The sequence below is a fragment of the Muribacter muris genome, assembly GCF_001038205.1.
In the GTDB taxonomy this organism is placed as follows: Bacteria; Pseudomonadota; Gammaproteobacteria; order Enterobacterales; family Pasteurellaceae; genus Muribacter; species Muribacter muris.
In genome coordinates this window covers 20,078-45,582 of the sequence record NZ_JWIZ01000017.1, presented here as the reverse complement: position 1 = coordinate 45,582, position 25,505 = coordinate 20,078, and the positions used below count along the sequence as shown (strand labels likewise).

The 25,505-nt window shown below is 45.9% G+C and carries 22 protein-coding genes, 1 pseudogene and 1 riboswitch; of the genes and pseudogenes, 8 read left to right on the top strand and 15 right to left on the bottom strand.

Annotated features, from left to right (window positions below):
- Positions 1-74 precede the first annotated feature (74 nt).
- The gene (locus tag RO21_RS03385; RefSeq protein WP_047976394.1) at positions 75-1,460 is read right to left on the bottom strand and encodes a DegQ family serine endoprotease; all 1,386 of its coding nucleotides are present in this window, start codon (positions 1,458-1,460) and stop codon (positions 75-77) included.
- A gap of 379 nt (positions 1,461-1,839) precedes the next feature.
- Here RO21_RS03385 and RO21_RS03380 point away from each other — a divergent pair, with 379 nt between their 5' ends.
- From RO21_RS03380 to recB, 3 genes are all read left to right on the top strand, one after another.
- Positions 1,840-3,444, top strand: a complete 1,605-nt coding sequence (locus RO21_RS03380; RefSeq protein ID WP_047976393.1) for a carbon starvation CstA family protein — start codon at positions 1,840-1,842, stop codon at positions 3,442-3,444.
- Positions 3,445-3,494: 50 nt separating this feature from the next.
- A complete protein-coding gene (locus RO21_RS03375; RefSeq protein WP_047976392.1) occupies positions 3,495-4,289 on the top strand; it encodes a TatD family hydrolase in 795 nt (264 codons plus the stop codon).
- Between the two features lie 83 nt (positions 4,290-4,372).
- The gene (recB, locus tag RO21_RS03370; protein WP_047976391.1) at positions 4,373-7,948 is read left to right on the top strand and encodes an exodeoxyribonuclease V subunit beta; all 3,576 of its coding nucleotides are present in this window, start codon (positions 4,373-4,375) and stop codon (positions 7,946-7,948) included.
- A 164-nt stretch (positions 7,949-8,112) separates the two neighbouring features.
- Here recB and rlmKL read toward each other — a convergent pair whose 3' ends face one another.
- Positions 8,113-10,254 (bottom strand): bifunctional 23S rRNA (guanine(2069)-N(7))-methyltransferase RlmK/23S rRNA (guanine(2445)-N(2))-methyltransferase RlmL, encoded by a 2,142-nt coding sequence (gene rlmKL / locus RO21_RS03365; RefSeq protein WP_047976390.1) that lies wholly within the window; start codon positions 10,252-10,254, stop codon positions 8,113-8,115.
- Between the two features lie 239 nt (positions 10,255-10,493).
- Positions 10,494-10,652, bottom strand: a complete 159-nt coding sequence (locus tag RO21_RS12755) for a hypothetical protein (protein ID WP_157019615.1) — start codon at positions 10,650-10,652, stop codon at positions 10,494-10,496.
- A 353-nt stretch (positions 10,653-11,005) separates the two neighbouring features.
- Between RO21_RS12755 and RO21_RS03360 the strand changes: the two genes are divergently transcribed.
- Both RO21_RS03360 and RO21_RS03355 read left to right on the top strand, forming a co-directional pair.
- The gene (locus RO21_RS03360; protein ID WP_084724240.1) at positions 11,006-13,048 is read left to right on the top strand and encodes an OPT family oligopeptide transporter; all 2,043 of its coding nucleotides are present in this window, start codon (positions 11,006-11,008) and stop codon (positions 13,046-13,048) included.
- A 92-nt stretch (positions 13,049-13,140) separates the two neighbouring features.
- Positions 13,141-14,373: an aromatic amino acid transporter gene (locus RO21_RS03355; RefSeq protein ID WP_047976389.1), complete on the top strand. Its 1,233-nt coding sequence runs from the start codon at positions 13,141-13,143 to the stop codon at positions 14,371-14,373.
- A gap of 33 nt (positions 14,374-14,406) precedes the next feature.
- Here RO21_RS03355 and RO21_RS03350 read toward each other — a convergent pair whose 3' ends face one another.
- Entirely contained in the window at positions 14,407-14,832 is a 426-nt protein-coding gene (locus tag RO21_RS03350; protein ID WP_047976388.1) for a DoxX family protein, read from the bottom strand.
- A gap of 117 nt (positions 14,833-14,949) precedes the next feature.
- Here RO21_RS03350 and RO21_RS03345 point away from each other — a divergent pair, with 117 nt between their 5' ends.
- Positions 14,950-15,840, top strand: a complete 891-nt coding sequence (locus RO21_RS03345; RefSeq protein WP_047976387.1) for a LysR family transcriptional regulator — start codon at positions 14,950-14,952, stop codon at positions 15,838-15,840.
- Between the two features lie 4 nt (positions 15,841-15,844).
- Here the strand turns inward: RO21_RS03345 and RO21_RS03340 are convergent, their stop codons facing one another.
- From RO21_RS03340 to RO21_RS03320, 5 genes are all read right to left on the bottom strand, one after another.
- A complete protein-coding gene (locus tag RO21_RS03340) occupies positions 15,845-16,270 on the bottom strand; it encodes a universal stress protein (RefSeq protein ID WP_047976386.1) in 426 nt (141 codons plus the stop codon).
- A gap of 370 nt (positions 16,271-16,640) precedes the next feature.
- Positions 16,641-17,282 (bottom strand): hypothetical protein, encoded by a 642-nt coding sequence (locus tag RO21_RS03335; RefSeq protein ID WP_047976385.1) that lies wholly within the window; start codon positions 17,280-17,282, stop codon positions 16,641-16,643.
- A complete protein-coding gene (gene cysB / locus RO21_RS03330) occupies positions 17,282-18,265 on the bottom strand; it encodes an HTH-type transcriptional regulator CysB (protein ID WP_047976384.1) in 984 nt (327 codons plus the stop codon). Before cysB ends, RO21_RS03335 begins: the two co-directional genes overlap by 1 nt.
- A gap of 45 nt (positions 18,266-18,310) precedes the next feature.
- Positions 18,311-18,985, bottom strand: coding sequence for a pyrimidine 5'-nucleotidase (gene yjjG / locus RO21_RS03325; RefSeq protein ID WP_047976383.1), 675 nt, complete (start codon positions 18,983-18,985; stop codon positions 18,311-18,313).
- Positions 18,986-19,070: 85 nt separating this feature from the next.
- Positions 19,071-19,961: a transcriptional regulator GcvA gene (locus tag RO21_RS03320; protein WP_047976382.1), complete on the bottom strand. Its 891-nt coding sequence runs from the start codon at positions 19,959-19,961 to the stop codon at positions 19,071-19,073.
- A gap of 421 nt (positions 19,962-20,382) precedes the next feature.
- On the opposite strand from RO21_RS03320, the pseudogene RO21_RS03315 reads away from it, so the two are divergent.
- A pseudogene (locus RO21_RS03315) lies at positions 20,383-21,420 on the top strand (branched-chain amino acid aminotransferase); the annotation flags it as partial.
- A gap of 81 nt (positions 21,421-21,501) precedes the next feature.
- Positions 21,502-21,849: a RidA family protein gene (locus RO21_RS03310; protein WP_047976380.1), complete on the top strand. Its 348-nt coding sequence runs from the start codon at positions 21,502-21,504 to the stop codon at positions 21,847-21,849.
- On the opposite strand, the gene ruvC is transcribed toward RO21_RS03310, so the two are convergent.
- From ruvC to RO21_RS03280, 6 genes are all read right to left on the bottom strand, one after another.
- On the bottom strand, positions 21,846-22,424 hold the full coding sequence (ruvC, locus tag RO21_RS03305; protein ID WP_047976379.1) for a crossover junction endodeoxyribonuclease RuvC: 579 nt from the start codon (positions 22,422-22,424) through the stop codon (positions 21,846-21,848). The two genes, RO21_RS03310 and ruvC, sit on opposite strands and share 4 nt — an antisense overlap.
- 59 nt (positions 22,425-22,483) lie before the next feature.
- Positions 22,484-23,008, bottom strand: coding sequence for a hypothetical protein (locus RO21_RS03300; protein ID WP_047976378.1), 525 nt, complete (start codon positions 23,006-23,008; stop codon positions 22,484-22,486).
- Between the two features lie 21 nt (positions 23,009-23,029).
- On the bottom strand, positions 23,030-23,770 hold the full coding sequence (locus RO21_RS03295) for a YebC/PmpR family DNA-binding transcriptional regulator (RefSeq protein ID WP_047976377.1): 741 nt from the start codon (positions 23,768-23,770) through the stop codon (positions 23,030-23,032).
- Between the two features lie 93 nt (positions 23,771-23,863).
- On the bottom strand, positions 23,864-24,331 hold the full coding sequence (gene nudB / locus RO21_RS03290) for a dihydroneopterin triphosphate diphosphatase (protein ID WP_047976376.1): 468 nt from the start codon (positions 24,329-24,331) through the stop codon (positions 23,864-23,866).
- Positions 24,332-24,892: an LOG family protein gene (locus tag RO21_RS03285; RefSeq protein WP_047976375.1), complete on the bottom strand. Its 561-nt coding sequence runs from the start codon at positions 24,890-24,892 to the stop codon at positions 24,332-24,334.
- Complete coding sequence (locus RO21_RS03280) at positions 24,889-25,212, bottom strand: MazG nucleotide pyrophosphohydrolase domain-containing protein (protein ID WP_047976374.1); 324 nt, start codon at positions 25,210-25,212, stop codon at positions 24,889-24,891. Before RO21_RS03280 ends, RO21_RS03285 begins: the two co-directional genes overlap by 4 nt.
- A 164-nt stretch (positions 25,213-25,376) precedes the next feature.
- Positions 25,377-25,465: riboswitch (TPP riboswitch) on the top strand.
- The last annotated feature ends 40 nt before the right edge of the window (positions 25,466-25,505 follow it).

Sequence of the window (25,505 nt, the reverse complement as noted above, 5' to 3'; positions counted from 1 at the left end):
AACCGCTTTAATTCAAATTTATTTGTATAAAGAAGGGCGTTTAACACGCCCTTTTTAGTGAGTTGTTGGAAAGATTATTGGATAATCACATAGAAATTTGAGCCATCACGCAGAATATTTAACGCAATCGCAGACGGTTTAGTATCTAGAATTTTGCGTAATTCACCAATATTTTCAACGGCTTTACGGTTTACCCCAACGATAATATCCCCTTTTCTAAAGCCACGGCTTTCCGCAATCGAGCCTTTTTCCACTTTGGTGATCTCCACCCCTTTAATAGATTTTTCCGCATAATTGGCTAATTCCGCACCGTTTAGGCTCGGTAGTAACCCTTTCGCACTGGTTTTGGTTTGCTCATCGGATTGCAATGTAACTTTCACCGTGCCTTCTTTGCCGTCTCGCAAATAGGTTAATTCAATTTCTTTGCCTGCACCGGTGGTCGCCACTTTCGCACGTAATTCGGCAAAGCTACGGATTTTCTGCCCGTTAAGTGCCGTAATCACATCGCCTGCTTTTAAGCCGGCTTTTGCCGCCGCAGAGTCGGCAATCACTTCGCTGACAAACGCCCCTTGCTGTGCACTTACATCAAAGGCTTGAGCCAGATCAGCGTTTAATTCCCCGCCCTTAATGCCGAGTAATCCCCGCTTAACTTCCCCAAATTCAATAATTTGCTGAACGAGATTATTCGCCATATTACTTGGAATCGCAAACGCAATACCCGCATTACCGCCGCTTGGTGAGATAATCGCCGTGTTAATACCGATCAATTCTCCTTGCAAATTGATCAGCGGCCCGCCTGAATTGCCTCGATTGACTGCGGCATCGGTTTGAATATAGCTTTCGTAGCCTTGATCGGTATTGCCTGTTGAACGCCCTAACGCCGACACAATCCCTGACGTTACCGTTTGCCCTAAACCAAACGGATTACCGATCGCTACGGTAAAATCCCCGACCCGCAATTTATCGGAATCGGCAATTTTAATTTCCGTCAGATTTTTCGGGTTCTCAATTTGGATTAACGCCACATCAGACATCGGATCAGCGCCCACCAGTTTTGCCTTAAATTCCCGCCCGTCATCTAATTTCACCGTAATTTTATCCGCTTTGTCGATAACGTGGTTATTCGTAACGACATAACCTTTGGCGGCATTGATGATTACCCCGGATCCTTCGCCTCGAAATTGGCGGGGCGCTGCGCTACGATCGCCAAACATATCCGGCCCGAAGAAAAATTCAAACTCCTCCGGCACGGCACGGCTGCGGCGGTTGTCTTGGGTTTTACCTTCAACGGCAATGCTCACCACCGCCGGACGCACTTTTTCAATCATCGGTGCAAGGCTTGGCAAGGTTTGTCCGTCCACCGCCAAAGGCAATGCCGCCTGTGTCATCGTTGGCATTGACGCCATACCTAAACCTAACACTAATGCTGTGAATAATGATTTATTAAAAACGTTTTTCATTACAATTCCTTCCTAATTTGAGTTTAAATCAACGTTTGAATCTATTATACACGCTCGTGTGTTGTAAAAAAGTCGGCAAAATTGACCGCTTGCGAGCGTAGTATTCAAGGATTCTTCACTATTTACCGCCTTTAAGACAGACAAACATTTCAAGGGTTCGCTTTACGCCGTTGATAGAATAAAAATTCATCAAATTAGCGGTTTATTTTAGCCTAAAAACCGCAAATGCCCGAAAAAATTGTGAAGTTGCTCACAGTTTTTTATCATTCACAACATTTTCTCAACCGCTCAATTTACTTTATTAACATTACTCACTAAAATAATCCGCCCCCAGTCTTTCTGGGATTATCTTCACTTACTCTAAAAGGATTGTCTTCCTATGTTGTGGTTTTTCTTCTGTGTTGCCGTATTGGTACTCGGTTACTTTGTGTACGGTAAAATCATTGAAAAGATCTTTGTGATCAACCCGAAAAAAACAACGCCTGCCTATGCAATGCAAGACGGCGTTGATTATATGCCAATGTCAAAATGCCGTATTTGGCTGATTCAACTCCTTAATATCGCCGGCACCGGCCCGATTTTTGGGCCAATTCTCGGCGCATTATACGGGCCGGTCGCTATGTTGTGGATTGTCCTCGGTTGTATTTTCGCCGGTGCGGTACACGACTATTTCTGCGGTATGTTGAGCGTGCGTAACGGCGGCGCTTCAATGCCGACACTTGCCGGTAAATATTTAGGTTCGCCGGTTAAAATGTTTATTAACTTACTTGCGGTCGTCTTATTGTTCCTTGTCGGACTCGTGTTCGTGACTAGCCCTGCCCAACTGCTTAGCACCATTACAATGGACGCTTTCGGCGGCAGCGGTACGCTCTCCCTCAATAATGCCGAAGAAATCGTCAGCACGGCAACTGTGGCTGCAAGCGATATTACCGTATGGGGAATGGATAAGCCGATGATTATTGCCGTTTGGACAGCGATTATTTTCGGCTACTATATTCTCGCCACGTTACTACCGGTAGACAAAATCATCGGTAAAATCTATCCGCTGTTTGGTGCATTACTGATGTTTATGTCTATTGGTATGGTGTACGGCTTAATCAGTAGCCACTTAAGTGCGACTGATCCGATTGAGTTTTTCCGTACCGTTGACGGTATGAGCTGGGAGAAATTCACCCAAAACTTCCAAGTAAAAGGGGATGTACCGATTTGGCCTTTATTGTTCCTCACCATTTCTTGTGGGGCATTATCCGGCTTCCACGCCACCCAAACACCTTTAATGGCACGCTGTGCGGAAAATGAGAAAGAAGGTCGCTTTATTTTCTACGGCGCAATGATCGCCGAAGGGGTGATTGCATTAATCTGGTGTATGGTCGGTCTCTCTTTCTATGAAAACCCGCAAGCACTACAAGCGGCAATTGATGCCGGCTCACCGTCTAAAGTGGTCTATGATTCCTCATTACACTTCTTAGGTTTTGTCGGTGGGATCTTTGCGGTTTTAGGCGTGGTAGTTTTACCAATTACCTCCGGCGATACCGCTTTCCGTGCCGCTCGCTTAATTATCGCTGAATTTTTCAAAGTCGAACAACGTACCCTGGCGAAGCGTTTACTGATCGCAATACCAATCTTTGCACTCGGTTTCTATATCATCGCCTCTAAAGTAGACTTCAATTTATTATGGCGCTACTTCACTTGGGCGAACCAAACCACTGCGATGATTATGTTATGGACGGCAGCGGCTTACCTCTACCGCTATAACAAATTCCACTGGGTATGTACGCTGCCGGCAATGTTTATTAGCACGGTCTGCTTTACCTACTTGGCAAACAATAAAGTCGGTTTCAGCTTGGATTACCAGTTATCCGTTTATATCGGCTTTGCCCTCACCGCACTCTGCACCGTGTTATTCTTTACCTTGCTCAAACCAATGGGCGATAAAGATCCCGATGCCTTTGTCGATGATAATAACGCGCAGAAAAAAGCCTAATTCACTCATTTTAAAGCGAGGTTCGTCCTCGCTTTCTTCTTCCAACTATAATGCGATTTTTTGACACTCACACCCATCTAGATTACCTCGCAAGCACCCTTGGGCTAAGCGTGCCGACGTTATGTGCCGATGCCCAAGCTGCTCAAGTGGAACGGATTTTGGTGGTGGCGGTTTTTGCCAAAAATTTTGCCGATGTTACCGCTTGCAGCCGTGCCGAACCTCAACATATCGCCTACGCACTCGGCTTACACCCGCTCTACATTGAGCAACACAGTACGGCGGATTTAGATTTACTCGAACGCCGTTTAGCCGAGCGAGATCCCGCTTGCACGGCGGTCGGCGAAATCGGTTTGGAAAACGCAGTGGCAACCGTTTGTTCGCCGACATTATGGGCAAAGCAACAGGATTTTTTAGCCACCCAGCTCGCATTGGCGCAACGCTACGATTTACCGGTGAATTTGCATTCCCGCAAAAGCCACGACACCCTCGCCGTGTATCTTAAAACCGCCCGATTAAACCGCACCGGCGTAGTTCACGGCTTTGCCGGCAGCTATGAGCAGGCAAAACGTTTTGTCGATTTAGGCTATAAAATCGGTGTAGGCGGTACGATTACCTATGCTCGAGCCAACAAAACCCGCGAGGCAATTCGCAAATTGCCGCTGGATAGTTTACTGCTGGAAACCGATTCCCCCGATATGCCCGTCTTCGGCTATCAAGGGCAGCCGAACCGCCCGCAGCGGCTATTAGTCAGCTTTAATGCTCTGTGCGAACTGCGTGCGGAATCCCCCGATACCATTGTCGAGACCATTTGGCAAACAAGTGAACAGCTATTTTGGCGAAAATAACCGCATAATTTTGCAAAAATCCCCCCAAATCGCCCCGCTTGTAATGCTAAAATAGGGCGATATTTACGTTGCGAAAGACCGCTATGCACATTCTCGATCCGCTTACTTTACCGCTTAACCAATCCAACTTGATTGAGGCGTCCGCCGGCACAGGCAAAACCTACACAATGGCAAATTTATACCTCCGCTTACTATTAGGTGTGGGGTGCGAACCGCTTTCCGTTGAGCAAATTTTAGTGGTAACCTTCACTAAAGCCGCCACCCAAGAGCTCAGGGATCGGATTCGGGATAAAATCAAAATCGTTGCCCAACTGTTTGAACAGCATCAGCAAGCCCCTTCGGCGATGCTTAGTCAAGATCCCTTTCTGCAGGCGCTCTATCAGCAGGTTGAACCGAACTTACAGGAAGCTCTGCTACGGCTGAGTATTGCCGAACAGGAGATGGATCTCGCCAGTATTTTCACGATTGACAGTTTTTGCCAAAAAATGTTGTTTCAATTTGCCTTCAATTCCGGTATTCGTTTTGATATTGAATTACAAGCGGACGAGCAAAAACTGCTGCAACAACTCTGTGAGGACACTTGGCGGGAGTTGTTTTACCCGATGGCACAAAATGAGGCAGCGGTCGTGCGGCGGGAATTACACCACCCGCAATATGTTTTAGACGAAATCAAAGCCTATCTCTACGGCGATTTACCCGATCTATCCCCAACACAACAGCAACTGATGCGACAAGATCTTGCGACACATTTGGGAGAACATCGTCAGTTTATCGCTACAGCGAAAGCCTTTTGGCGGGAAAACGGGCAGCAGATTGTCGATCTCGTGGCACAAGAGCAGAAAAAGAAATACCCCAGCGGCGTAGCGAAAGCGTTGAATCGGCGTAAGTTAAACGCCTCACATCTCAATGGTTATCAGCAAAAACTGACGGCGTGGGCGACATCGGACGAGGATATTTTGCCTGCCCAATGGGAAAAATTCAGCCAAGCTAATTTCAATCTGATTGCCGAAGAGGGGGCTGAACCGCTTCACTCACCGCTTTTTGTTGAGATCGAGCAACAAGCGGTCGTTTATCGGGAAAATTTTGCCAATAAGCAAAAGCCGTTATTACTGTTCCAATTTTTAATGCTTGTCCGCCAAAAATTAGCCGATTATAAGCAACAGCATCGGGAAAAAAGTTTCGGCGATATTCTGCACTTTTTGCATCGGGCATTGTTTGATGAGGCACAAGGGCAAACCCTTGCCGCTCAAATCCGCCGCTTGTTCCCCTTTGCAATGATCGATGAATTTCAGGATACCAACCAAGCCCAATACGAGATTTTTAGCCAGATTTTTATGCCGCCGAAAGTAGAAAATCAGGGCTTTATTATGATTGGCGACCCGAAGCAGTCGATTTACAAATTCCGTGGTGCAGATATTTTTACCTATCTCACCGCCGCTGATCAGGTTGCCGGCAAATATACCCTCAACCGCAACTGGCGTTCCGTACCGGCGGTGGTGCAAAGCACCAACCAACTGTTTACTTTCCCGCCGAACAGTGAGCGTAGCCCCTTTTTATACCACGGGATCGCCTTTTATCCGGTGGAATCCAATCCCCGTGCCGACACGTTGCAGGGAGAGGCAAACACCCAGTACTATCTATTAGCCGGCTATGATGAAAAGCAGTGTGCCGAGTGGTGCGCTTATCAAATTCAGCAACAGTTAAAACGTGCCGAGCAGCAGCAATTTTATCGGCAAGATGCTGACGGGCAACACGCTGTTCAAGCCAGTGATATAGCGATTTTAGTCCGAAGCCATACGCAAGCCACACTGGTACGCCAAGCCTTGCTAAAACGCCGTATTCGTTCGGTCTTTTATTCGGAACGCAACAGCGTTTATGAAAGCCCCGAAGCGCAAGATCTGCTCTTTATCTTAAAAGCGGCATTAACCCCTTACCAACCGCAAGCGTTATTGGCAGCACTCGGTACGGCATTGTGGGGGCTGGATGCACAGGCACTGTATCAGCTCAAAAATGACGAAACCGAGTGGGATAGTTGGGTGGAACAATTTGTTCAATACCAACAGATTTGGCAACAGCACGGTATTTTGCCGATGTTACACCGCCTGTTTGTACAGCACGAGCTGCTCGCCCGTCTCGACAGCCAGCCGAACGCAGAACGGCGTATGACCGATCTGCTCCACCTTGCCGAATTACTGCAAGAGGCGATGGCAAACGTGGAAAATGAAGCCGCCCTCGTGCGTTGGTATCAACAGCAGTTAGAAAACCCGAACGGGCTGGCGGACGATCAAAAACAGCGATTGGAAAGTGAAGAAGCCTTGGTAAAAGTGATCACCATTCACGGTTCAAAAGGCTTAGAATACCCGATTGTCTGGCTACCCTTTGCAGCCAAAGCCAGCCAAGGCGTGAAAAGCAAAGCCCTGACGGTTTACCGCAACCACCAACACAGATTAGCGTGGGATTTCGGCTTTCAATCCGATGAGGTAAAAGCACTTATCAATCAAGCGGATTATGCGGAAGATCTGCGTCTGCTTTATGTGGCGATCACACGGGCGAAATATCAGCTCAACCTCATTTTGCCCGAGGAGTTTGGTAAACAATGGAGTGCGCTGCACTATCTATTGAGCAACGGTAAAACGCAACCGCCACAGCCTACAGCAGATTATCTTCAGCAAAAAGGGATTGAATGTCAGTTACACACACTGAAGGGCAACATTCCTCAAGACGACTGGCAGCCACACAGCCTGCCACAGCCGAACGGCTCGGCACGCCTCTTCCACGGGAAAATTATCCCGAAAGGGTTGATTACCAGCTTCAGTGCCTTACAAGCGCAAAATGAATTTTTGCAAAATAACCGCAGCCAAACACCGCTTGCGATCTTCGGCGATGATGCACAGGATTACGATCGCCAGTTTACCCCTGCCGTACCGTTAGACGATCCGGATACGCCGATGCCTTACAGCCCTTATCAATTCCCGCATAGCACCAAAGTAGGTAATCTATTGCATAAACTGTTTGAACAGTGGGATTTTTCGCAACCGATTTCCGTTGAGCAACTGACCTCCCTTTGTGAAGCCCTCGATTTGGGCGAGCAGTGGCTTGCGCCATTGCAAGAGTGGTTTGAAAAAATCAGCCACACCCCTTTAATCCCCGAAGGCTTGTGCCTTAATAGCATTCACCCCGACAAACGTTTGAACGAGTGGCAATTTTATTTAAGGCTAAAGAATGAAAATGCGCTCCCGCAGCTCAACCGGCTATTGAAACAGCATAGCCGTTTGGCAAAATCACTGCCGGATCTGCAATTAAAGCAGTTGGAAGGGTTTATCCGAGGCTTTGTCGATTGCATTATTCAATGGCAAGATAAATTCTATCTCATTGATTACAAATCGAATTTTCTCGGTTATTTTGCGCAAGATTACCAACTTGAGCGACTGGAAAAAACAATGACGCAGTACCGCTACGATTTGCAATACCTGCTTTACACCCTCGCCCTGCACCGCTATTTACGCACCCGTTTAGGTAGCCAATATCAATACGAGCGGGATTTTGGCGGCGTGGCGTATCTGTTTTTAAGAGGAATGAACGGCAGCCCGCAAAGCGGCGTATTTTTTGATAAACCGAGTGTCGAGCTGATCGAAGCATTGGATCAACTGTTTGGCTAACGCACCCTCAAGATTGCAGGACGTAGAGTATCGCCCGTCATAAAATCACCCTATTTCAAGATATGATTAAACGGACGCAAGCATTGTGTCCCTACCTATGAGTCAGATTGAATTTTGGATAACGGCGACATCATTGCCAAAAAACGCCCGCAACTGACCGCTTGTTAAGCCTCGCAATGACGAATAAGCCAGCAGTTGTGGATATGCGGATTGCGTTCAAAATCAAGGGGAAGGGTTTTATAGGAAATATTTTCCGCCGTTAAGCCTAGCTCTGTCAGCCCGTCAATATCCATTTTAAATCCCCGTTTATTATTGGAGAACACAATAGTGCCGTTGGCAGTTAAAATGCGTTTTAACTGTTTCATCAAGTCAAGATGATCCCGTTGTACGTCCCAACTGCTTTCCATTCTTTTGGAATTGGAAAAGGTCGGTGGATCAACAAAAATCAACTCAAAACGTTCACGGCACGCCGCCAGCCATTGTAGGCAATCGGCTTGATGTAAGCGGTTGGTTTTTAAGGATAAATCGTTAAGCGTTAAATTCTGCTCCGCCCAATTCAAATAAGTGTTCGACATATCCACCGTTGTGGTCGATTTCGCACCGTTTAATGCAGCGTGAACCGTTGCCGAGCCGGTGTAGGCAAACAAATTGAGAAAGGTTTTGCCCTTTGCCATTTCACCGACCATTTTGCGTGTCAGGCGGTGATCGAGGAATAATCCCGTATCCAAATAGTCGGTTAAATTCACCCACAATTTCGCCCCATATTCATTCACATAGAAATAGTCGCCCTTGTTCGCCAGTTTTTCGTATTGGTTCGTGCCTTTCTGTTTTTGGCGAACTTTCAACACCAATTTGTTGGTTTCTACCCCTGTAACAGAAAGAGTGGCGGAAACGGCGTCCAGCAGACGTTGGCGGGCTTTTTGTTCATCAATATTCTTTGGTGCGGCATACTCTTGCACCACGATGTGATCGCCGTAGCGATCAACCGCAAGATTATATTCCGGCAAGTCGGCATCATAGAGACGGTAGGCATCAAGCCCCTGCTGTTTTGCCCATTTTTCAATTTTTTTGCTGTTTTTGGCGAGCCGATTGGCAAAGTCCTGTGCCACTTGCGGCGATACTGGCTGGGTTAATACCGCCGTCAGATCCTCATTTTCCGCCGCCCGTTCGCTGATTTGATAATTTTTCTGCACACAATCCAGCGGGCCGTTTTTGGCTTTAAATTGGCGGTGGGAACGTAAGCGCAGGCAGTTAAGCAGTTCCGGTTCACCACTGAACACGGACACATTCCAGCCGGCAAACTGCTGTTTTAAACGCTGCCCAAACACCGAATATAACGCAATCAACGCCGGTGTTGTGCCGAGCCGTTCGCCGTAGGGCGGGTTGGAAACGACCGTACCGATTTGCGTCGGAAACGGATTTTGCAATGCCGACACATCGCCCTGCCGCCACTGAATAAGGTGCGCAACACCCGCCATTTCGGCATTCTGTTTTGCTTTAGCAAGCACACGGTGATCGAGATCAAAACCATAGAAATTTGCAATTTTCCCGCTATAATCGACCGCTTGTTTCGCTTCATTTAATACCGCCTGCCAGACCACCGGCTGATGTCCCGTCCAAAAATCAAAGCCCCAATGCTGACGGTGAAGTTGCGGGGCAATCTTCGCTTGCATTTGTGCCGCTTCAATTAGCAGTGTGCCGGAACCGCACATTGGATCGACCAACGGTGTGCCGACTTGCCAGCCGGAGCGTAAGATAATCGCAGCGGCTAGGGTTTCACGCAGCGGCGCTTTGCCTGTATCTTGCCGATAGCCCCGTTGGTGCAAGGCTTCACCGCTCAAATCGAGGGAAATCACGGCTTCGTCTCGCTGTAAATAAACATGGATACGTACATCGGGGCGGATTTTATCCACACTCGGACGCGGCAAACCTTTGCGTTCAAAGTGATCGACAATACCGTCTTTCACCCGCATTGCACCGAATTGCGTGTGGCGAATTTCTCGGTTCGTGCCGTTGAAATCGACAAAAAAAGAGGCACGCTGGTCAAAAAGCTCACACCAAGGTTGGCTGACCACGGTAGCATAAAGATCCATATCGTTAAATACTTTCGCCGTTACCAGCGGCAACAAAATGCGAGAGGCTAACCGGCTGTGCAACAAGGCTTGGTAAGCCCCTTTCAATGTGGTGGTAAAATGCACGCCCCCTTGGGCGATTTTGCATTGCGCTTGTGTGATCTGCTCAAGCTCGGTTTTCAACATTTCTTCAAAGCCACGGGCAGTGGTGGCAAAATAGGTCTGTGTGGTCATTTTATTTCTCTCTCAAAAAGTGTGGCGATTATAGCGTAATCGTGGATTGGGCATAAGCACAAGCGGTCATTTTCGGGCAATTTTTTGCAAATGGCGATAACACTAGGAAAGATAGATGAACGTTGTACGTCCCTTAGATTATCTCGACAAGGCTTAATTTTTCATCATTGACTAGCCATTCAAATCAGTTGAGAGATGAGAAAAGCGGCTAAAAACGATAGCCGCTTTGAGTCGGAATTTCAATCTTTGAAAGGGGACACTAAGGCGCTCGCGATAAAATTCAGGATAACCCCTAATTTAATATTTATCCCTATTTTTGAGAGCAGAAATTGAACGATATAGAGCAGGATCATTATGCCCCCCACGATACCGATAAATGCCCAGTCTATATTGCCCATTAGTCTCTCCTATTTTCCGCTTCAACCACTTTCACTGTGATTGGGCATTGTGCCACCTGTTCCAACATCAGCCTTAGAATAGCACTGAAGTATAGCCATATTATGTTAGTTCAAAAAAGCGACAAACACTAACAAATTTGTCATAAATTGATCTAAAAAATATGCAGTCATAGCCAAATCAAACCTTTGGCATAACAACAAGCGGTCGTTTTCTAGCAATTTTTTGTAAAATGCGATTAAACGATGAAAAATGATTGAAGTTTGCGTACAATAGCCCCCTTAAACGAGATAACTTTTCAATATTTACTTAAACTTAATAATTTTTTTCACAAATATAACAATAGGTGTGTTTTATGAATCCAACTCATTATACCGATCCCTATGCGTCCTACCGTGAGCTGACACTACGGGGAATGCTACTGGGTGCATTGATTACGGTGGTGTTTACCGCATCAAATGTTTATTTAGGGCTTAAAGTCGGCTTGACCTTTGCCTCCTCCATTCCGGCAGCCGTCATTTCAATGGCGGTGCTAAAAATGTTTAAAGGATCAAATATCCTTGAAAACAATATGGTGCAAACGCAAGCCTCCGCAGCCGGCACGCTCTCCTCTGTAATCTTCGTCTTGCCCGGCTTATTGATGCTCGGCTACTGGCAAGGTTTCCCGTTCTGGCAAACAATGCTGATTTGTAGTACAGGCGGGATTTTAGGGGTGATTTTCACCGTGCCGTTACGCTATGTAATGGTGGTGAAAAGTGCTTTGCCTTATCCTGAAGGGGTTGCCGCCGCCGAAATTCTCAAAGCGGGTAATCCCGATGAGGAAAGCGGAAACCAAGGGGAAAGCGGAATCAAGGACATCATCACCGGCGGTGCATTGGCAGGCGGCTTGGCGTTTCTCACCAACGGCTTGCGGGTGGTTGCCGACGGTGCAAGTTATTGGTTTAAAGTCGGTAACGGTATTTTCCAAGTGCCAATGGGCTTTTCCCTCGCTCTGCTTGGTGCGGGCTATTTAATCGGCTTAATCGGCGGTTTAGCTATTTTACTGGGGATTTTCATCGCTTGGGGGGTTGCCGTACCGTACTTTACGGCAGATACGCCAATGGCAGCCGATGCGGATATGATCGGCTATGCGATGACGATCTGGAAAACGAAAGTACGCTTTATCGGGGTCGGCGCAATGGCAGTGGCGGCACTTTGGACGCTTTTAACCCTACTCAAACCGATGGTGGAAGGAATGAACCGCTCTTTCCGCGCGTTAAAAGATCCGAGCGCTCACAAAATGCAACGCACTGAGCAAGATTTATCTTTTAAATCAATGATCGGCATTTCACTGTTCACCATTTTGCTCATCGGCTTAACCCTGTACGGTTTTGTCCAAGATTTACCGATTTCAAGCGGCATAGCGCTCTTATTAGTCGTGGTTTGTACGTTATTCGTCTTCTTTATCGGCTTTTTTATTGCGGCGGCTTGCGGCTATATGGCAGGTTTAGTCGGCTCATCTTCCAGCCCGATTTCAGGCATCGGCATCATTTCGGTGGTGGTGATTTCCCTTGTATTAATGGTGATTGGCAACAGCACCGGCATTTTGGCTAATCCGGAAGGTCAGCAATTTTTAACGGCACTCACCATTTTCTCTGGTGCGTTTATTGTGGCGATTGCGGCAATCTCTAACGATAACCTGCAAGATCTCAAAACCGGTTTATTAGTCAAAGCGACCCCGTGGCGACAGCAGGTTGCGTTGATTATCGGCTGCGTTGTCGGGGCATTGGTTATCGCGCCGGTGTTAGAAATTCTCTACCACGCTTACGGCTTTACCGGTGCATTGTCGCGGGAGACAATGGATCCGAGCCAAGCTTTATCCGCACCGCAAGCCACCTTGATGACAACGATTGCTAAAGGGATTTTCTCCTCCGATTTGGAATGGCGCTATATTTTTAGTGGCGTTGCGCTCGGTATCGCTTTAATTGTGATCGATTTTGTGCTAAAAAAAGCCAGTAACGAACGCTTTGCCTTACCGGCATTGGCGGTTGGAATGGGCATCTATCTGCCGCCGTCAATCAATATGCCGATTGTGATCGGGGCGATTGTCGCTTGGTGTATTCAACGCCATTTAAAAGGTTATGCCAAACGCCACGCCAAAGACAACGAGACGTTACAAAAAGCGGCGGAACGCAACGGTACACTGTTTGCCGCCGGGCTGATTGTCGGGGAAAGCCTCATCGGGGTGATTTTAGCCTTTATTATCGCGACCTCCGTTACCACCGGCGGTTCGGAATCACCTCTTGCATTAAACCTGCAAGATTGGGTGCTCACTTCCGAGTGGCTCGGGTTGTTCGCCTTTATTTTCGGCGTAATTATTTTGAGTTTACGCGTGTTGCGGGCGAAAAAATCCGACTAACTGTGCGATAATAGCCGCCAATGATACACTCTATTTGCCGAAATACTGCAAGCGGTCGGTTTCGGCAGATTTTTTACAAAAAGGAATGAAAAATGCAAAAACAACCTTCCGTGATTGGCGGAGCCTGTATAATTGGTGGGGTCTGCGTTGGTGCAGGAATGCTAGGATTGCCGAGTTCCGGTGCTGGAGCTTGGACAATCTGGTCTAGCCTTGCGATGTTGATCACAATGTTGATGATGACGGCTTCCGGCTGGTTTCTGCTTGAAGCCTATAAAAATTATGATCTTACCGCCTCGTTTAGTACCGTTACTAAAGATCTGCTCGGTACGAAAATCAATATATTGAACAATTTATCGGTCTATTTTGTCGGCGGCATTCTGCTTTACGCCTATACCACCGCTTCCGGCGGCATTCTCAGCGAACTGGCAAAACCGTGGTTTTCCCTTGGGGAGTGGGATAGCGCATTTTGGTCTATCCTGTTTGTTTTGCTCTTTTCCTTTTGTGTTTGGCATTCCACCCGATTAGTCGACCGCTTGTCGGTTTTGCTGATTGTATTTATGGCACTTTCATTCATCTTCAGCACCTATGGCTTAGCAATCAATATCGACCTCAACATTTTATTTGATCGTGCCAACCTTGACGGCAGCTACGCCCCCTATGCGATCGCAATGTTCCCCGTGGCGCTGACCTCTTTTGGCTATCACCACTCCGTTTCAACAATGCGTGCCTACTACGGCGAAGAACGCAAAGCCCAGTATGCGATTTTGGGCGGCACGTTGATTGCCCTTGCACTCTATCTGCTTTGGGTATTCAGCATTTTCGGCAATCTGGCGCGTGATCAATTTGCACCGATTATTGCCAGTAACGGCGATTTAGATGTACTTCTCAACGCACTCGGCAATGTGGTGCAATCGGAGTCAGTCAAAAATGCGCTGAACGCCTTCTCAATGGCTGCGATTTTATCTTCGTTCATTGGGGTCGGGTTAGGAATGTTTGATTTCTTGGCAGATTTCTTCCAATTTGATAACAGCAAAGCCGGTAGAACGAAATCGTGGGCGGTTACGTTTCTCCCGCCGTTGTTGCTTTCTTTGCTTTTCCCACTCGGATTTTTGAAAGCGATTGGCTATGCCGGTGCAATCGCAACAGTGTGGGCTTGTATTATTCCGGCATTATTGGCTTATAAAGTCCGCCGGCAAAACACTCAAAATCCGTTTCGTGTCTGGGGCGGCACACCGCTGATTGCTCTCGTGATTATCTTTGGTATTTTCACCGCTGCCGCGCATTTGTTGGCAATGTACGGTTACTTACCAATATTTAGTCAATAAAAAAACAGCCCCTAAACACAGGGGCTATTTTCTTTATGCTTTTGATGTATCATTTTTCGCAAACAATTTATGATCCAAAGACCATTTCCCTGCGCCGATAAACACAAACAGTAAAAAGACCACAGAATAAAGGGCGGCTAATTCACCGTGGTTCAGCATTGGCTGGAATAGGGTTTCGGCACTGGCGTGTACGCCAAAGTAGGCAAATGCCATCATACCGGAGAGTAAAAATGCGACCGGACGAGTCAATAAGCCGAGAATAAATAGGCTGCCGCCGATAATTTCCAACGTTCCCGCTACCCCGTATTGGGACATCAGTTCGACACTGCCGTTACCGCCGGTCATCGACACGGGAAACTCAAAAAATTTCGCCGTACCGTGCAGTAAAAACATATAGCCGACAACAAGGCGGACAAGTAAGAAAACCATTGGGGTGAGTTTTTCAGAAAATGTGTTCATTTGTGCTTTCCTCATCAGATATTTCGAAAGGCGTGCATTATACGCATAACCCTTCTCTTGATAATCTATGATTTACTTAATACACTGTTAAGCCTGACTTAATGAACGGAACTTACGATGTACGATTATAAAGCAATGTCTGTGTTTGCCAGTGTGGTTGCGCAGGGATCAATGCAAGGAGCAGCGGATAAATTGTCAATGACCCCCTCCGCCGTTACGCAATCTATTCAAAAATTAGAAAATCAGTTACAGATTAAATTGCTTAATCGCACCACCCGCAAGCTCTCTTTAACGGAAGCCGGCGAAGTCTTTTATCAACACGTTCAGCAAATGCAACAAAGTGCCGAAAATGCGATCAAAAGTGTTGAACTGCTCCGCTCCCAACCTTTCGGGCAACTAAATATCGCCTGTGTAACGGGGTTAATGGACAGTTTGCTGATCAATATGTTTAAGTCCGTACTAGACAGCCACCCCGAATTTCACCTGAATTTGCATTTTGAAGATAAGATAACAGATTTACTCGAACAGCGGATTGATATTTCACTGCGTTCCGGTATTGGGGTGCTGACCGATAATATGATCGCTCGCCATATTTATGATTTTGAGTGGGTTGTGGTCGGGCATCGGGATTATTTTGCGGAAAAAGAGATACCCGCTACTTTAGATGAGCTTGCCAAATTAGACTGGATCAGTTTTTCTAATGCACGGTTTACATCGCTCCCATTCAAACAGGGCGAACAGCAACAAGAGATTTTCCCCGACTACCGTATTCACTGTAACAGCCTCTATGCCAGCCGCCGACTCACGATGAGTGGGCTAGGCGTGTCAATTCAACCGGCGGTTGATGTTGAAAAAGCCTTGGCAAGCGGTGAGTTAGTCCGCATTTTTTGCGATTGGCAACTACCGCCTGTGCCGTTGTATTTGGTTACTTTGCAACGTGTTCAATCGGAAAAAGTCCGCATCGCCTGCGAGCTCATCACGCACTATTTTGAGCACCTGAAAAAATAGCTTACTACTTGACGATCAACACAGGCGTTGTACCATATTTCGCAACACGGCGGGTATTATTACTCAAGCCTTTAGCCTTCGGCTTACTGCTGGCTAACATTATGACTAAATCCACCTGTTTCTCTGCGGCAATTCGATTGATTTCTTCATAAATTGTTCCGTGTGCCACAATATGTTGCACTTTGGCACTCGGTGGAAAATGGGTTTGCGTGAACTGATGTAAAGCTTTATTCACCTCGGTAATCAAAGACTTATCAAAGTTTTTCGGCAAAAATGCCGAAATAAAACTGTCATCAAGCGGCTCAATCACCGTAACTGCCCGAAAACGTGCATTCGGATTTTGTGCGGTTAAATGCAACGCCGTCTCCACCACTAATTGCGACCCTTGCGGATTATTCAAATCAATCGCAAGCAATAATTCATTATACATTGGGTATCCTTTTTATCAGATCTTGAAACAGAAATATTTAGTTTTGGAATATACCATTAAAAAATCTATTATCTACTCCTAAGATAGAAAATATATTGCGATACACTTTATCTAGCAATAAATATGAAATGCATCAGTATAGATAGAAGTCTCAATAATTCTATTCTCGCTTGCTAGAAAAAGGTAATAAATTTAGAATAGGTACCTGTGTACATAATTTATTAGAATTGCGAGCATTCTTCCATTCAACCTCACAGTTGCAAATATTTTGTATTTTCTAAATTTTTATAAGATGCATTCGCTACCGTTTGGATAAATACTCAAATATATACTACATAACCACTCTTATCATACACAACTTAGACTTTGCTTATTTCACAAAGCTATCAAACTTCAGCTCGTAGTTATCGCTATCACGGTTATAGGCGATATAACGTGGGAATTTCTCGCCAGCAAATTTTTTCACGGTAATAAATTTATCGCCCGTTTTGAATTTATAGGTGATCTCTTGGAAATCCTGCCCGTTCATTTTCACGTTTTTCTGGCTTTTATTCAAAACCACATTTTCAGTCGGGTAGAGTTTTTTGCCGTTTGTCGTTTGGAAGCTGATTGGCAATCTGTCATAGTAACTAAGCTGAAAAGCAAGGCTGAACAGGTCAAAGGCCGGCAATTTTAGTGCCTCTTTTTTGAGCGGTTCTTTGGTTTTGCCGTATTGAATTGTATTAGAATCCAACTCGGCAACCGCATAGTTTTTGCCGTTACGGCTATCCCGATAGCTCAACAGTTGGAATTGCCCGTTTGCTTCTCGTCCTTTCGCACTAAACACGATATTGTAAAGCGGCACGTTAATTTTGGCGGTAATGCCGTAACTTTTGCCGTCATTTTTAAACTGTACATACGCCGGCATTAAATAGTTTGAGCTGTATTTAATATGAAATTGTTCCGCTGCCACATTTGCCACTAAAGCGGTACAAACGCCCACCCATAAGATGATTTTTTGTAAAGCTGTCATCATTTTTCCTCTAATTGCATATTCTCAAACATCAGCAAAATTGCGTTGTTATCACGCAACTGCTCTGCTTTTTCCACCTGCATTTTGGTTAAATGTGGTGAAAAATAGTGAATAAAATCATACATATAATTGCGTAAGAATGTTCCTCGTCTAAACGCAATTTGTGTCATACTGGATTGGAATAAATGACTTGCATCAATTGCGACTAAATCGCTATCGTCTTCGGTGTATGCCATTGACGCCATAATCCCTACCCCCAAACCGAGTCGGACATAGGTTTTAATCACATCGGCATCGGTGGCGGTAAACACGATATTCGGCAAGATACCTTCTTTATTGAAAGCCCTGTCTAAATCGGATTGACCGGTAAACCCGAAGGTATAAGTGATCAAGTCATATTTTCCGAGTTCTTCGACCGTCAATTTGCGATTTTGTTTCACAAACGCCACTAACGGATGATCGGCTTTCACCACCACCGAGCGATTCCACAAATAGCAGGGTAGCAGTACCACATTTTCAAACAGATATTGTGCTTCTGTGGTGATGGCGAGATCCACTTCGCCTGCCATTAACGCATCATAAATTTGGCTCGGCGATCCTTGATGCAGGTGAAAACTGACCTCAGGGTACTTTTCTTTGAAGGTTTTAATCACATTCGGCAGTGTGTAGCGGGCTTGGGTGTTGGTCGTTGCAATGCGTAACACGCCTTTATCCGGGCAAGTTTCTTCCTCTGCTACCGATTTAATGCTTTGAGCTTTCACCAACAATTCACGGGCAATGGCAACGATTTTTTCGCCGCTCGGCGTTAGCCCCTTAATATGTTTGCCGTTTCGCTCAAAAATATTCACACCCAGCTCGGTTTCCAACAATTTCACTTGTTTACTGATACCGGGTTGAGAGGTGTAAAGCACCTCCGCCGCTTCGGTAATATTGAGGTTTTGATTAACGATTTCGACAATGTAGCGTAGTTGTTGTAATTTCATAATGTTAGCCTTAGGTAAGAAAAATAAGCACAAAAGTAATATGATCTAACCGCTTGCAATGCGGATTAAATCTAAAATCGTTTGAATTTCATAGGTCGGTTTAATATCTGTATCATTTTGTTTTTGTTCCGGATTAAACCAACAACTCGCAATACCCACTTGGTTTGCCCCTAAAATATCCGAAGCCAGCGTATCCCCCACCATTAAAACGTGTGATTTATCGAACGTCCCCATTTTTTCAAAGGCTTCGTGGAAAATTTTCGGATCAGGCTTGGCAACGCCCACGGCTTCGGAAGTTATTACCCATTCGAAAAAATGGTGTGTTTGCGTGTTGTGTAAACGTTTTTGTTGCAAAGCATCAAAACCGTTGGTGATAATGCCCATTTTGACCTTGCCGTGCAAGGCTGCCAGCATTGTCGGCACATCCAGCAACGGGCGACTGACCAATGCCATTTCTGCCATCAAAGCAAGATTAAGTTGCTCGGCACTCTGCCCCGTCAGTGCGGATAATTTGGCAAAGCGGATCGTACGCAGTTGTTCCGCCGTAATTTTTTTATTTTGATAATCGACCCACAAGGGTTTATTCACCGCTTGAAACTCGGCATAGTCCGCTTCCGTAAACGCTAGCCCGTACTGTGCCAGCACCGCTTTTAACCCAAAGTAAGAATTAAAGGAATACAGGGTTTCGTCCGCATCAAATAATATCCATTGATATTTCATCATTTTTCCTAAAGGAAACGGCTAGCTTTTGCAAAAAAATGCCAAAAGTTAACCGCTTGTTACATTTTTTACTATTTTACCCGATTTAAGTGCGTATTTCCTGCAAAATCCATTCTACAAATTGTTTCACTTTGCTCACTTCCATCATTTGTGGTGGGAAGACGACATAAAAGCCTTTTTCATCGTTCAAACCGGTCGGAAACGGTTCGATTAAATGCCCCTGCTCAAGTTCGTGCTGTGCCAACGTTTTATTTGCAATCGCAATCCCTTGCTGATGCATCGCCGCCTGCAATGCCATAAAGGTGTGGCTGAACATCGAGCCGCTTTCTTCCACATCAATGTCGCCGCTCAAACCAAAATGCTCGATCGTGCGTTTCCATTTGTTGCGGCTAAAAACGTGCAAAAGCGTTTTACCCACTAAATCTTGCGGGCGGTTGAGGGGATTTTCCTGTAAAAATTTCGGTGAAGCTAAAATCACCAACGGCGCTTCGGACAATCGGATAGATTCAACATTCTCCCATTTACCCGAACCGTAGTAGATCGCCACGTCAATTTCTTTGCCGAGCAAGCCCTCATCTTGATCGACCCCTTTAATTCTGACTTCAATTTCAGGGTATTTTTGGTGAAAATCGTTCAAACGTGGCACAAGCCAGTGCATACCAAAGGTTTGCGGCACGCTGATCGTTAAGATCTGGCGGCTGTTTTTCGCCCGAATTTTATCGGTTGCTTTAGCAATTTGTTCCAAAAGCGGTCGGATCTCGTCAAAATATTGCAAACCCAGCTCCGTGAGTTCCAACACACGATTACGACGGTGGAAAAGCTGAATGCTCAGAAAATCCTCCAGCAGTTTAATCTGGTGGCTGACTGCCGCCTGTGTAACGAACAGTTCCTCCGCCGCTTTGGTGAAGTTTAGATGACGAGCCGCAGATTCAAAGGCTTTCAGCGCATTGAGCGGCGGGAGTTTTTTATTATTCATAACTAACAACGAATTGAGAATAGGGCTAACCTATTACATTATTTTTTTTGATAAATAAAATTAAAAAATTTAGTTTGCTTAATGGTTTAAACATCTCTAAAATTTTGCCTGTACTTAGATGGATAGTGATAGCTGTTTCAGCTATTTTGAATTTTAAGTATGATGTTGTGTTTGCATATTGGTCTAGGCAACTAGACTGGAGTAACGAAAGTTACTCGTTTCACTTCCTGTATATTTTGAACCATTTGGTTTAATACCGCCCATTTGGGCGGTTTTTTTCATTCTAAAATCCTCTCCATTTTAGCAGAATTTCCAAATATCACCACCAAAAGCCAACTTTTATACGAAATTTTTAATTTTTTGTGCGAAGGCTTTCATTTTATTGAGGAAATAGTGTAAATTCTTCACACTTTCCACGAAAACAACGAAGGACACAACAATGACAAAAAATATCGACTGGCAAAATTTAGGCTTTTCTTATATCAAAACCGATTACCGTTTTATCGCCCATTGGAAAGACGGTCAATGGAGCAAAGGTGAATTGACCACCGACAACACCCTGCACATTCACGAAGGCTCAACCGCTCTCCACTATGGGCAGCAATGCTTTGAAGGCTTAAAGGCTTATCGCTGCAAAGACGGTTCAATCAACCTTTTCCGACCGGATGAAAATGCCAAGCGAATGCAAACGACTTGTGCCAGATTATTGATGCCGCAAGTGCCGACCGAAATGTTTGTCGAAGCCTGTAAACAGGTTGTCAAAGCCAATGCCGAATGGCTCGCCCCGTACGGTACCGGCGCATCACTCTATTTACGCCCTTTTGTCATTGGTGTCGGCGAAAATATCGGCGTTCGCCCTGCTCCCGAATATATTTTTAGCGTCTTTTGTTGTCCGGTCGGGGCTTATTTCAAAGGTGGGCTAATGCCGGCAAACTTTATCGTCTCCGATTACGACCGTGCCGCCCCGAACGGCACAGGCGGTGTGAAAGTCGGCGGTAACTATGCGGCAAGCCTCTTACCCCACCAAATTGCCGTTGAGAGAAAATTTGCCGATGCGATTTATCTTGATCCGAAAACCCACACAAAGATTGAGGAAGTCGGGGCGGCAAACTTTTTCGGTATTACCGCCAACAATCAGTTTATCACGCCGATTTCCGACTCCATTCTCCCGAGTATTACCAAATACTCGTTGCTCTATTTGGCAAAACATCGCTTAGGAATGGAAACGATTGAAGGTGATGTTTATATTGATAAACTTGATCAATTTACTGAAGCGGGGGCGTGCGGCACAGCGGCAGTGATTACGCCAATCGGCGGGATTCAACACGGCGAACACTTCCACGTTTTCCATTCCGAAACGGAAGTCGGCCCTATCACAAAACGCCTCTACGACGAATTAGTCGGGATTCAGTTCGGTGATATTGAAGCGCCGGCAGGCTGGATTACCAAGGTCGAATAATTTCACAGGCGGTCGGTTCGCAGGCAAAATTTGCAAAAAAAAATGACCGCTATCCGACCGCTTACAATAAGGGATTTCTCAATGATTCAACGTTTTCAAGTCGGTAAACGCCTGTCCGAACTGGCGATTTACAACGGCGTGGCTTATTTAGCCGGACAAGTGCCGGAAAATGATCAACTGGATATGTACGGTCAAACCCAACAGGTTTTAGCCGAAATTGATAAATGGTTAAAGGTTGCCGGCACAGACAAAAGCTGTATTTTGACGGCGCAGGTTTTTGTTGCCGATATGGCGGAGTTTGACGAGATGAATCGGGCGTGGGACGAGTGGGTCGATACGCAAAACAGCCCGCCTCGTGCCGCTGTTGAAGCCCGCTTGGCTAACCCGAATTGGAAAGTCGAAATTGTCGTTACCGCCGCAGTCGGCTAACCTTTTAAGCGAAAACGCCCACGGCTATAACGGGTTTTCATCAGGGCTAAAATTTGCTCTTTTTCCGAGCTGACCGCCTGCGTGGTTTGTGCCGCAACCCGTAGCGAATGCTGCATCGAATGGGCGTGGGTAATCGCAATCGCTAACGCATCGGCGGCATCGGCTTGCGGTTTAGCGGATAGATGCAAAATGCGGGTAACCATCTCTTGAACTTGCACCTTATCCGCCGAGCCAATTCCGACCACCGTTTGCTTAACTAACCTTGCCGCATACTCGAACACCGGTAAATCGTGATTTACCGCCGCCACAATCGCCGTGCCTCTTGCTTGCCCTAACTTCAGCGCAGAATCGGCATTTTTTGCCATAAACACTTGCTCAATCGCAAACATATCCGGCTGAAATTGCTGAATAATTTCACTCACTCCGGCATAGATTCGTTTTAAACGGCTGGGGAGATCGTCCACCGCCGTGCGAATTGCGCCGCTGCCAAGGTAATCCAGTTGTCGCCCCATTTGCCGAATGACTCCGTACCCCGTAACCCTTGAACCCGGATCGATACCCAAAATAATTGCCATTATTACGCTCTAGAATAAAAAGAGGGACACACTTGGTGTCCCTTAATGCATTGAAAAGATTACTTATTCAATTTAGCGGTTTCCGCTTCATCAATACGGCAGTTTTTCGCTAAAATTTGATCCGTTTGCTTACCTAATTTGGTGAGCATTACCGAAGAAGATTTATCGAATGTTGCCAGTGAGAAAGTTTCATCGGTGTTCCAGCGATGTGTTTTTGATTCAAAGGTTACCGGATTAGGTGCTTTGTCATCAACCATTAAGCCTTTAATCACTTTTTTGCCTAACGTGAGGTTCACACTTTTCGCTTTCTCGCCTTCAAAGCCGTAAGTGGCTGTAACCAGCGTATTATTTTGGCAATGATAAACCACCGATTTTGTCGTTGTATCGAATTTATCGGTAACGGTTTTCACCGCATCGGATACGCCGTCTTTTACCGTTGTGGCTGCTTGAGATACCCCGCTGCTCACCGCATCTGCCGTTTTGCTGACGGCATTAGTGGTGCTGGATACCACATCAGATGCGGTTGAACAGGCAGATAATACGAGTGCCGCTGCAAGTGCCGGGGCAAATTTCATCAATTTCATTCGAACTCCTTTGAGTAAAAACTAAAGTAGTGCGGCAACCTCATCGCTGATCTCGCCGTTGTGATAAACGTTCTGTACATCATCACACTCTTCAAGCATATCGATCAGTTTTAATAATTTCGGTGCGGTTTCCGCGTCTAAATTGACCGTTGTTGAAGGGATCATTGTAACTTCGGCAGACTCTACTTTAAAGCCCGCCCCTTCAATACCGTCACGCACCGTCCCTAATTCTTCCCAAGCCGTATAAATCTCAAAGCTGCCGTCTTCTTGTGGTTGAATGTCGTCCGCACCGGCTTCAATCGCCGCTTCCGTTAAAGCGTCCTCATCCGCCGAGCCAATCAAAATCAACCCTTTTTTGCTAAATAGATAGCCGACCGAGCCTTCCGTGCCTAAGTTTCCACCACATTTGGTAAAACTTGGACGGACTTGGGAGATGGTACGGTTTGCGTTATCGCTTAGACACTCAACCATCACCGCAGTTCCACCCGGCCCGTAACCTTCATACACTTTTGTTTCCATATTGGTGTCATCGCCGCCGCCGACACCCCGCTCGATCGCACGGTTAATCGTATCCCGTGTCATATTGCTGGATAAGGCTTTATCCACCGCCGCACGCAAACGAGGGTTTGCCGACACATCACCGCCGCCTAATTTTGCCGCGGTAACCAATTCACGAATTAATTTTGTAAAAATTTTCCCACGTTGCGCATCTTGTGCGGCTTTGCGGTGTTTAATGTTAGCCCACTTACTATGACCTGCCATTTTGTTTCCTTATTTGTCTTCTTGAATATTTAACGGGGCAATCACTTGCCCCAATACTGATTTTGCAAAAAATAGCACGCAACTGACCGCTTGCTATGCTAAAAAATCTGACATTTTGCTCTCTTTGTTGATGAGATAGCGTTCAATTGCCAAGCGATTATTGGGGGATTTCGTCAGTTTTGCCGCCTGTTCGGGTGAAAGCCATTGAAAACATAAATGCTCACTCAACACAGGGGACATTTCATCATCAACCGCCAATAAAAACCAATGCTCTTGACAATGAGTAATCTGCGGGGCGTATTTATAGCGGAATTGGGGGAAAATTTCAAATTCTATCTTGAATTGGCAATCGACGAGCGTTAAATTTTGCGCAGCAATATCAATGCCCGTTTCTTCTCTCACTTCCCGCAACGCCGTTTGGAACGGTTGCTCGCCACTTTCAATCGTGCCGGTTACCGACTGCCAAAAACTCGGATCATCTTGGCGTTGCAACATTAACACTCGTCCGCTATGTTGGGCATAAATCACCACTAAAACGGAATAGGGATTTTTATACTTCATTTAATAACGTCTAATTTCCGGGGCTTGGTAAGTGGCAATAAACTGTGCAATTTCGTCTAAATCATCGGAAAATAAGATTTTTTGGTAATCCTCTGCCGTGAGAAATGCGGATTTCACCATTTGCTCAAACAACATTTTGAGGGGATTATAATAGCCGTTTTGGTTAAACAAAATGCACGGATTCGGGTTTTGTCCGATTCTTGCCCACGAAATCACCTCGCTGATTTCCTCTAACGTCCCTGGCCCGCCAGCTAATGCAATATACGCTTCGCCCAACTCGATCATTTTTTGCTTGCGTACCGACATTGAATCGACCGTGATTAACTGGGTTAAGCCGGTATGTGCCAATTCCCGCTCCGCTAAAAAAGTCGGCATCACCCCGATAACTTCGCCGCCTTCGGCAAGCACCGTATCGGCAATCACGCCCATTAGCCCTGCTCGCCCACCACCGTAAATTAAGCGATGCTGATGTGCGACAATCCACTTGCCTAAACGCACTGCCGAATCTCGATAAACAGTGTCGTTTCCCAAACTTGCGCCGCAATAAACGGTAATATTCACGCTTTCCCCTCCAAACGTTGTGTTAATTTGCGTTGATTTTCTTGCATTATCACTGCTAAATCAAGCTGGTATTTCTCGGCTAAAATAAGCAAATTATTCAGCACATCGCCGATTTCTTCCTGAATATGTGCTAAACGAGTCTGTTGAGATAACGGCGGTTCATCGGCTCTATCCCGCCCGATTTCATACGCCCGTACCGCTTGTGCCAACTCGCCGACTTCTTCCGTCAAAAAATTCAAGCGGATAAAAGGGGTGTAGTCATACCATTGCCGAAGTTTATAATATTCTACCAGCCAGTGTTGATAGGTTTGTAGCCTCATTTTGCCCCCTGTTTCCGAGCCATATTGCGTTTGAAATTCTACACTATTTTCAATAAAAATAATTTGAGCAAGTCCCGCTTTATTAATAGTGATAAAAATAATGAGATCTTTATCACAATTTTGTGTGAAGGATATTGAGTGTTCAAAGAAAATTGCTACACTGGTGGCATTAGTCGGGGTGCCTTATGGCTGAGATCATACCCGTGAACCTGAAACAGTTAGTACTGGCGTAGGAAACTAATTATGTCCACATCATATTCCCCTTTATTTTTTACTCCATTCTCGCATTTTCT

What these genes read in the sequence shown, in the direction of transcription:
- RO21_RS03385 (WP_047976394.1), bottom strand. Translation starts at nt 1,460, where the DNA reads ATGAAAAACGTTTTTAATAAATCATTATTCACAGCATTAGTGTTAGGT.
- RO21_RS03380 (WP_047976393.1), top strand. Translation starts at nt 1,840, where the DNA reads ATGTTGTGGTTTTTCTTCTGTGTTGCCGTATTGGTACTCGGTTACTTT.
- RO21_RS03375 (WP_047976392.1), top strand. Translation starts at nt 3,495, where the DNA reads ATGCGATTTTTTGACACTCACACCCATCTAGATTACCTCGCAAGCACC.
- recB (WP_047976391.1), top strand. Translation starts at nt 4,373, where the DNA reads ATGCACATTCTCGATCCGCTTACTTTACCGCTTAACCAATCCAACTTG.
- rlmKL (WP_047976390.1), bottom strand. Translation starts at nt 10,254, where the DNA reads ATGACCACACAGACCTATTTTGCCACCACTGCCCGTGGCTTTGAAGAA.
- RO21_RS12755 (WP_157019615.1), bottom strand. Translation starts at nt 10,652, where the DNA reads ATGGGCAATATAGACTGGGCATTTATCGGTATCGTGGGGGGCATAATG.
- RO21_RS03360 (WP_084724240.1), top strand. Translation starts at nt 11,006, where the DNA reads ATGAATCCAACTCATTATACCGATCCCTATGCGTCCTACCGTGAGCTG.
- RO21_RS03355 (WP_047976389.1), top strand. Translation starts at nt 13,141, where the DNA reads ATGCAAAAACAACCTTCCGTGATTGGCGGAGCCTGTATAATTGGTGGG.
- RO21_RS03350 (WP_047976388.1), bottom strand. Translation starts at nt 14,832, where the DNA reads ATGAACACATTTTCTGAAAAACTCACCCCAATGGTTTTCTTACTTGTC.
- RO21_RS03345 (WP_047976387.1), top strand. Translation starts at nt 14,950, where the DNA reads ATGTACGATTATAAAGCAATGTCTGTGTTTGCCAGTGTGGTTGCGCAG.
- RO21_RS03340 (WP_047976386.1), bottom strand. Translation starts at nt 16,270, where the DNA reads ATGTATAATGAATTATTGCTTGCGATTGATTTGAATAATCCGCAAGGG.
- RO21_RS03335 (WP_047976385.1), bottom strand. Translation starts at nt 17,282, where the DNA reads ATGACAGCTTTACAAAAAATCATCTTATGGGTGGGCGTTTGTACCGCT.
- cysB (WP_047976384.1), bottom strand. Translation starts at nt 18,265, where the DNA reads ATGAAATTACAACAACTACGCTACATTGTCGAAATCGTTAATCAAAAC.
- yjjG (WP_047976383.1), bottom strand. Translation starts at nt 18,985, where the DNA reads ATGAAATATCAATGGATATTATTTGATGCGGACGAAACCCTGTATTCC.
- RO21_RS03320 (WP_047976382.1), bottom strand. Translation starts at nt 19,961, where the DNA reads ATGAATAATAAAAAACTCCCGCCGCTCAATGCGCTGAAAGCCTTTGAA.
- RO21_RS03310 (WP_047976380.1), top strand. Translation starts at nt 21,502, where the DNA reads ATGATTCAACGTTTTCAAGTCGGTAAACGCCTGTCCGAACTGGCGATT.
- ruvC (WP_047976379.1), bottom strand. Translation starts at nt 22,424, where the DNA reads ATGGCAATTATTTTGGGTATCGATCCGGGTTCAAGGGTTACGGGGTAC.
- RO21_RS03300 (WP_047976378.1), bottom strand. Translation starts at nt 23,008, where the DNA reads ATGAAATTGATGAAATTTGCCCCGGCACTTGCAGCGGCACTCGTATTA.
- RO21_RS03295 (WP_047976377.1), bottom strand. Translation starts at nt 23,770, where the DNA reads ATGGCAGGTCATAGTAAGTGGGCTAACATTAAACACCGCAAAGCCGCA.
- nudB (WP_047976376.1), bottom strand. Translation starts at nt 24,331, where the DNA reads ATGAAGTATAAAAATCCCTATTCCGTTTTAGTGGTGATTTATGCCCAA.
- RO21_RS03280 (WP_047976374.1), bottom strand. Translation starts at nt 25,212, where the DNA reads ATGAGGCTACAAACCTATCAACACTGGCTGGTAGAATATTATAAACTT.